The organism is Corallococcus sp. 4LFB (assembly GCF_046520365.1).
Lineage (GTDB): Bacteria > Myxococcota > Myxococcia > Myxococcales > Myxococcaceae > Corallococcus > Corallococcus caeni.
The window spans coordinates 1-6,325 of sequence record NZ_JBKGHJ010000475.1; the positions used below are offsets into that span (position 1 = coordinate 1).

The window sequence follows — 6,325 nt, forward strand, 5'->3', positions numbered from 1 at the left end:
CGCGGCGCTCCCCTCCTCCTCGCGCGGACGCGTGGGCGCGGGCGTGGGCGGCGCGGGCGGGCGGCTGTAGCCCTCCCCGGCGATGGCGCGCGACATCTTCTCCGCCATGGCGTCGCTGCCGGACAGGAGGAAGTGCTCGCGCGCGCGGCCGTACTCGCCCATCTGGGCGAAGGTCAGGCCCAGGTAGTTGTGGGCCTTCTTGTGGTCCGGGGCCAGGTCGGTGGCCGTCTCGAACTCGCGCGCCGCGCGCTGGAGCGCGTTCGTCTTCAGGTAGACGAGCCCCAGGTTCACGCGCAGCGTGGGGTCCACCGGGTTGTCCCGCACGAGCATCTCGTACAGGTCCGCCGCGCGGTCGAAGAGGCCCAGCTTGAAATACGACAGGCCCAGGAGGTTCTGGGCCTTCTCGTGGCGCGGCTGGAGCTGGTGCGCACGCTCCAGGAAGTCCTTCGCTTCGGTGACCTGGCCGGCGCCCAGCAACTCCGCTCCACGGTGGAGCTGCCGCAGGAACTCCTCTTCAGCGGGGCCCGGCTCCTTCGGCCCCTTCGTGCGCGTCGTCATTCTCGGGTGTGGGCTCACGGCTGCTGGCCTCGGCCTGGGCAAGCCGCTCGCGCTCCTTGTAGTGGTAGTAGAGCTGGAGGACCTTGCGCACGTACTCCTGCGTCTCGGCGTACGGCGGCACCTGGCCTCCGTACTTCTTCACCGCGTCCGGCCCGGCGTTGTACGCGGCGACCATCTTCACCATGTCGCCGTCGAACATGTTCGCCAGCACGCGCAGGTAGCGCACGCCGCCCTCGATGTTCTCCTTCGAGTCGAAGATGTCCTTCACGTACATGTCCGACGCGGTGCCCGGCATGAGCTGCATCAGCCCGCTGGCGCCCTTGTGGCTGAGCGCGTTCGGGTTGAAGTTGCTCTCCGTGTGCATGATGGCGCGCACCAGCGCCGGCGGGATGCGGTAGCGCAGCGCCGCGGTGGTGATGTGCGGATCCAGCTCCGCGGGCGTCCGCGAGCGGCCCCGCACGGGCGCGGACCTGGCCGGCGCGGGCGTGAAGGTCCCGGACAGCTTGCGCGCCTTGCGCGCGCCCCCGGGCGGCACGTTCGTGTAGACGATGGTGCCGTCCTTCTCGACGTAGCTGTAGATGCCGTCGGAGGCGTACGCCGGGAGGGCGGCGGTCAGCAGGACGACGAGGGCGGTCAGGACACGCATGGCGGCGTCCGAAACCTTAGACAACGCCCGGAAAGTCCTCAAGAAATCGCCTTGTTTCCAGCACTTACCGCCATTAAGGCTGTCGGCCATGCCCCATCGGTTTGATTTCCTGGTCATGGGCGGCGGCGTGGCAGGCCTGTCGTTCGCCCTGCAGGCGGCCCGGCACGGCACGGTCGCCGTGCTCACCAAGCGTGAGCGCGGCGAAGGGAACACCGCCTATGCCCAGGGGGGCATCGCCAGCGTGCTCGCCCCCACGGACACCTTCGACGCGCACATCGAGGACACCCTCGTCGCGGGCGCGGGGCTGTGCCACCGGGACGCGGTGGAGGTGACGGTGCGAGAAGGGCCCACGCGCCTCAGGGAGCTGATCGCGCTGGGCGCGGAGTTCGACCGGCTGGGCGGCGAGTTCGACCTCACCCGCGAGGGCGGCCACTCGGCCCGCCGGGTCATCCACTCGGGCGACATCACCGGCCGCGAGGTGCAGCGCGCGCTGCTGGCCGCGTGTGATCAGCAGCCCAACATCACCTTCTTCCAGAACACGGCCGCCATCGACCTCATCCTGGACCGCCGGCCGCACGCCCCCTCCAGCCGGTGCGTGGGCGCTTACGCGCTCCTGGAGAGCGGCTCCATCGAGCGCTTCCTCTCCAAGGTGACGGTGCTGGCCACCGGCGGCGCGGGCAAGGTGTACCTCTACACCTCCAACCCGGACGTCGCGACGGGCGACGGCGTGGCCATGGCGTACCGCGCGGGCGCGCGCGTGGCGAACATGGAGTTCTACCAGTTCCACCCCACGTGCCTCTTCCACCCGGAGGCCAAGAGCTTCCTCATCAGCGAGGCGCTGCGCGGCGAGGGCGGCAAGCTCAAGCTCAAGGGCGGCCAGACGTTCATGGACCGCTACCACCCCATGCGGGACCTGGCCCCGCGCGACGTGGTGGCGCGCGCCATCGACGCGGAGCTCAAGCGCACGGGCAACGACTGCGTCTACCTGGACATGACGCACCTGGGCCGCGCGTACCTCACGGAGCGCTTCCCCAACATCTACGCCACCTGCAAGGCCTTCAACATCGACATGGCGGTGCAGCCCATCCCCGTCGTGCCCGCGGCCCACTACCAGTGCGGCGGCGTGGTGACGGACCTGCACGGGCGCACCAACGTGCCGGGCCTGTACGCCATCGGGGAGGTGTCCTGCACGGGCCTGCACGGCGCCAACCGGCTCGCGTCCAACTCGCTGCTGGAGGGCCTGGTGTTCGGCCACCGCGCGGTGCAGGTGGCGGCGGAGGAGCTGTCCTCGCAGTCGCTGCCGAAGGAGGATCCGCCGGCCTGGGACTCCGGCAGCGCGGTGGACTCCGACGAGAGCGTGGTCGTCACCCACAACTGGGATGAGATCCGCCGGCTGATGTGGAACTACGTGGGCATCGTCCGCACGGACAAGCGGCTGATGCGCGCCAGGAGGCGGCTGGAGCTCCTGCGCGAGGAGATCCGCGACTACTACTGGCGCTTCAAGGTCACCCGCGACGTCATCGAGCTGCGCAACATCGCGGAGGTGGCGCACCTCATCGTGGACTGCGCGAGCCGCCGCAAGGAGAGCCGGGGCCTGCACTACACCCTGGACTACCCCCACACGGACGAGCACCAGGGCACGCGCGACACCGTCCTCTCGCGGGAGCTGTGAGCCGCCATGTCCCGTCCGCGCCGCATGCTGGATGACCTCCCCGGCCCCTCCGGGCTGGGAGACGAACAGGGCACCGCCCCGCGCGAGCACGACGGGGGCGGTCCGCCTCCGGGCCCGCCGCAGCCCCAGCGCGTGCTGCCCACGCCCTACGTCTGCTACGCCACCATCGCGGGCGCGGTGGTGATGTTCTTCCTGAGCAGTTCGATGGGCCGGCCGCTCGTCATCGACGGCAGGAACCTCGGCGTCGTGGGCCCGCTGGCGCTCTATGGGCCGTGGGTCCAGGCGGGCGAGTACTGGCGCCTGCTGGGCATGGTGTTCGAGCACGGCGGCCCGCTGCACCTGCTCTTCAACATGTCCGTCGTCTACTCGCTGGGCGCGTCGCTGGAGCGCGGCATCGGCAGCTTGCGGTTCCTGGCGCTGTCGCTCGTCACGGCGCTGGGCGGCTCCGCGTTCGCGCTCTTCTTCAACTTCAACACTGTGACGGTGGGCGCGTCCGGGATGATTCTGGGCTGGGGCGGCGCGATGCTGCCCATCCTCACCCAGCAGGGCCGCCGGGAGCACATGTTCTGGCTGGTGCAGGTGGCGGTCATCAGCCTGCTGCCCGGGGTGAGCTGGGCGGGGCACCTGGGCGGCTTCCTCTTGGGCCTGCCGTGCGGCCTGGCGCTGCGCCAGGGCCCGAAGTTCTACTCGCGCGCCATCCCCGTCCTGCTCTTCATCGCCGCGGCGCTGGCCGTGGTGGCCGCCCACCCCCAACGGTACGGATCCTTCTGACCATGGCTGAAACTCCCGTGCGCAGCGTCTGCGTCTTCTGTGGCTCGCGCTCCGGCGCGCGCGCCGAGTACCGCGAGGCGGCCTCCAGGCTGGGCGCCGCGATGGCGAAGCGGGGGCTGACGCTCGTCTACGGCGGCGCCAGCGTGGGGCTGATGGGCGCGGTGGCGGACGCGGTCATCGCCAACGGCGGCAAGGCCGTGGGCGTGCTGCCCCACTTCATGGACGCGAAGGAGCTGGCCCACCCGCGCCTGACGGAGCTGCACCGGGTGGACTCCATGCACTCGCGCAAGGCGCTGATGGCCGAGCGCGCGGACGCCTTCCTCGCCCTGCCCGGCGGCTTCGGCACCCTGGACGAGCTCTTCGAGATCATCACCTGGGCGCAGCTGGGCCTGCACAGGAAGCCCATGGGCCTGCTGGACGTGGACGGCTTCTTCCAGCCGCTGCTCGCGCTGGTGGGCCGGATGGTGGAGGCGGGCTTCGTCCCGGAGTCGCAGGGCATGCCCTTCGCGGTGAACGCTTCCCCGGACGCGCTCCTGGACCGCCTGCTCGCGGGGCCCACGATGCCGCTCACGACGAAGTGGCTGAAGGACGGCCAGCAGACCTGAGGGTCCGCGGCCGTCCCCTGCTTCGGCGCGTCAGCGCGCGCTCACCTTCAGCTCCGCGTTCCCCAGCGACGAGGCGACGCGGAGCATCACCTGCTCCGTGCCTTCGGGGATGACGGGCTGGCCGTTGGCGAACGTCTTGGGGAAGCGCACCCGGTAGCCCACCCAGAAGAGGCTGGTGTACGGGTAGTAGGCGCGCACGTTGAGGTCCGCCCGGCCCAGGCGGCGGATCTCCGTGGGGGTGATCTCCCCCGCGGGCGTCACCAGCGCGATCCGCCAGATGCTGTTGCGGTGGGCGAAGTCGTCGTAGCGGTAGTCGTTGACGTGCACGCCCAGGAAGAACTCGTGGAACTTCTCCGCCTCCGCCTGCTCCTCCGCGAGGAGCTGCTCCACCTTCGCCGCGGGCAGCGTCTGGAAGATGGCGCGGCGGTGGATGCGGGCGTCGCGGAAGGCGGGCGTCTGGAGCGTGGCCCCCGCGAAGACGCGCGTGTCGAAGCCGTCGTAGATCTCCTTGCGGTCCGAGTACCGGTCCAGCACGGCGAGGTAGGCGGCCTCCTGCTTCGGATCATCCAGCGTGGGCGCGGGCTCCCCGACGACAGGGGGGTGGTTGGCGCAACCGCCCAGCACGCCCAGCACCACCGCGACCCCCAGCAGCCTTCTCACGGGATGAAGTCCTTCCGCGTGAACAGCGTGGTGAGGCGGTGGCCAGTGGCCTCCACGGCCTCGCGCCCACCCTCCAGGCGGTCCACCAGCGCGAAGGCGCCCAGCACCGTCAGGCCCTCCAGCTTCGCGCGCTCGATGGCCTTGAGCGTGGACGCACCCGTCGTCACCACGTCCTCCACGATGGCCACCGGGGCGCCGGGGCCCAGCGCGGCCAGGCCTTCAATCCACTGGCCGGTGCCGTGGCCCTTGGGCTCCTTGCGCACGATGAACGCGTGCAGGGACTTCTGGCCGCCGCCCTCCAGGAAGCTGGTGAGGCTCACCGCCGACGCGAGCGGATCCGCGCCCAGGGTCAGCCCGCCCGCGGCCACCGCCGACGGAGCGTCGCGGCGGATGGCCTCCAGCAGCAGCCGGCCGATGAGGTAGTGGCCCTCGGCGAGCAGCGCCGTGCGCTTGCAGTCGATGTAGAAGTCCGACTCCTTGCCGGAGGAGAGCACCACGCGCCGGCGCTCGAAGGAGCGCTGCGTGAGCACCTCCAGGAGCCGGGCGCGGTCGCGTTCGAGCGTGTCCGCCATGGGCTACAGACCCTCCAGGTACGCCACCAGCTGCGCCGAGTAGCGCAGCTGCATCAGCAGCTCCGCCTTGCGGGATTCGTCCAGCGCGGCGAAGACGTCCGCGAGCAGCGAGAGGTCCTGGTTGAGGGCGCCCATGCGCTGCGCGACGTCCACCGCCAGCTCGTCGGCGTCGATCTCCTCCTCCACGCCCTCCGGCGCCAGCGTCTCCTCCGTGGCGAGCGCCTTCTCCAGCATGTCGCGCACCGGCGCCGTCAGCCGGCCTTCGGCCTCCAGCGACTCGCGCTTGGCCTCCAGCACGTCGTGCTCCACCGGCGAGGCGTGGATGGCCTCCGCCAGGGACAGCAGGAGCGCGTCCTCGTCGGACAGCTCCTCGTGCACGCGCACCTGGACCTGGTCGCGCTTGAGGAAGCGCAGCGCCGCCACGCGCCGGAAGCCGCAGATGAGCTGGTAGCGGTCCTCCCCGCGCGGGCGCACGTCCACCGGGAACAGCTGGCCCAGTCGCGCCAGGTCCGTGGCCAGCTCGGACACGTCGCCCTCGTCCCGCAGACGGAAGGTGGTGTCCTCCTCCAGTCGCTCCAGCGGCAACACCATCGCCGTCACCTGTCCCATCACGCGCGGCTGGATGGCCTCCGCGTGGGGCTCCCCTTCAGGGGTCGCCGCGTCTTCGTTGGAGCCCTGTTCCGAGCCCGCGCCAGAGCCCGCTTCCTCCTGGCTCGCGCGGCTCGCCACGTCCCAGATGCCGGCGCTCAGCAGCGCGTCGTCCGCGCCGGACACCGGACCGGAGCGCGGCTCCTCCAGCACGTCCTTCGCCTCGCCGCCGCCGTCGCTGCCCGCGCCGGAG

8 protein-coding genes are annotated in these 6,325 nt (G+C 71.1%); 3 read left to right on the forward strand and 5 right to left on the reverse strand.

Features of this window, described 5'->3' with window-relative positions:
• Together ACLEQD_RS34420 and ACLEQD_RS34425 are read right to left on the reverse strand one after the other, a co-directional pair.
• Nucleotides 1-558, reverse strand: a 558-nt coding sequence (locus ACLEQD_RS34420) for a tetratricopeptide repeat protein (protein ID WP_410389904.1), incomplete at its 3' end; no start/stop codon positions are given.
• Nucleotides 515-1,204 carry a transglycosylase SLT domain-containing protein gene (locus tag ACLEQD_RS34425; RefSeq protein WP_410389906.1) on the reverse strand — a complete coding sequence of 230 codons (690 nt, stop codon included), beginning with the start codon at nt 1,202-1,204 and terminating at the stop codon, nt 515-517. The genes ACLEQD_RS34425 and ACLEQD_RS34420, both read right to left, overlap by 44 nt.
• Nucleotides 1,205-1,292: 88 nt before the next feature.
• On the opposite strand from ACLEQD_RS34425, the gene nadB reads away from it, so the two are divergent.
• Genes nadB through ACLEQD_RS34440 form a run of 3 tightly spaced genes read left to right on the forward strand, consistent with a single transcriptional unit; the run spans nt 1,293 to nt 4,252 of the window.
• Nucleotides 1,293-2,876 (forward strand): L-aspartate oxidase, encoded by a 1,584-nt coding sequence (nadB, locus tag ACLEQD_RS34430; RefSeq protein WP_410389908.1) that lies wholly within the window; start codon nt 1,293-1,295, stop codon nt 2,874-2,876.
• A 6-nt stretch (nt 2,877-2,882) separates the two neighbouring features.
• On the forward strand, nt 2,883-3,647 hold the full coding sequence (locus ACLEQD_RS34435) for a rhomboid family intramembrane serine protease (protein ID WP_410389910.1): 765 nt from the start codon (nt 2,883-2,885) through the stop codon (nt 3,645-3,647).
• Between the two features lie 2 nt (nt 3,648-3,649).
• On the forward strand, nt 3,650-4,252 hold the full coding sequence (locus ACLEQD_RS34440; protein ID WP_410389912.1) for a TIGR00730 family Rossman fold protein: 603 nt from the start codon (nt 3,650-3,652) through the stop codon (nt 4,250-4,252).
• 30 nt (nt 4,253-4,282) lie between these two features.
• Here the strand turns inward: ACLEQD_RS34440 and ACLEQD_RS34445 are convergent, their stop codons facing one another.
• From ACLEQD_RS34445 to ACLEQD_RS34455, 3 genes are all read right to left on the reverse strand, one after another.
• Nucleotides 4,283-4,912 carry a hypothetical protein gene (locus ACLEQD_RS34445; protein ID WP_410389914.1) on the reverse strand — a complete coding sequence of 210 codons (630 nt, stop codon included), beginning with the start codon at nt 4,910-4,912 and terminating at the stop codon, nt 4,283-4,285.
• The gene (pyrE, locus tag ACLEQD_RS34450; protein WP_410389916.1) at nt 4,909-5,484 is read right to left on the reverse strand and encodes an orotate phosphoribosyltransferase; all 576 of its coding nucleotides are present in this window, start codon (nt 5,482-5,484) and stop codon (nt 4,909-4,911) included. Before pyrE ends, ACLEQD_RS34445 begins: the two co-directional genes overlap by 4 nt.
• Before the next feature lie 3 nt (nt 5,485-5,487).
• Nucleotides 5,488-6,325 (reverse strand): ParB/RepB/Spo0J family partition protein (locus ACLEQD_RS34455; protein ID WP_410389918.1); only part of this gene is annotated, 838 nt, incomplete at its 5' end.

Coding starts and splice junctions, on each gene's coding strand:
- ACLEQD_RS34425 (WP_410389906.1), bottom strand. CDS start 1,204: ATGCGTGTCCTGACCGCCCTCGTCGTCCTGCTGACCGCCGCCCTCCCG.
- nadB (WP_410389908.1), top strand. CDS start 1,293: ATGCCCCATCGGTTTGATTTCCTGGTCATGGGCGGCGGCGTGGCAGGC.
- ACLEQD_RS34435 (WP_410389910.1), top strand. CDS start 2,883: ATGTCCCGTCCGCGCCGCATGCTGGATGACCTCCCCGGCCCCTCCGGG.
- ACLEQD_RS34440 (WP_410389912.1), top strand. CDS start 3,650: ATGGCTGAAACTCCCGTGCGCAGCGTCTGCGTCTTCTGTGGCTCGCGC.
- pyrE (WP_410389916.1), bottom strand. CDS start 5,484: ATGGCGGACACGCTCGAACGCGACCGCGCCCGGCTCCTGGAGGTGCTC.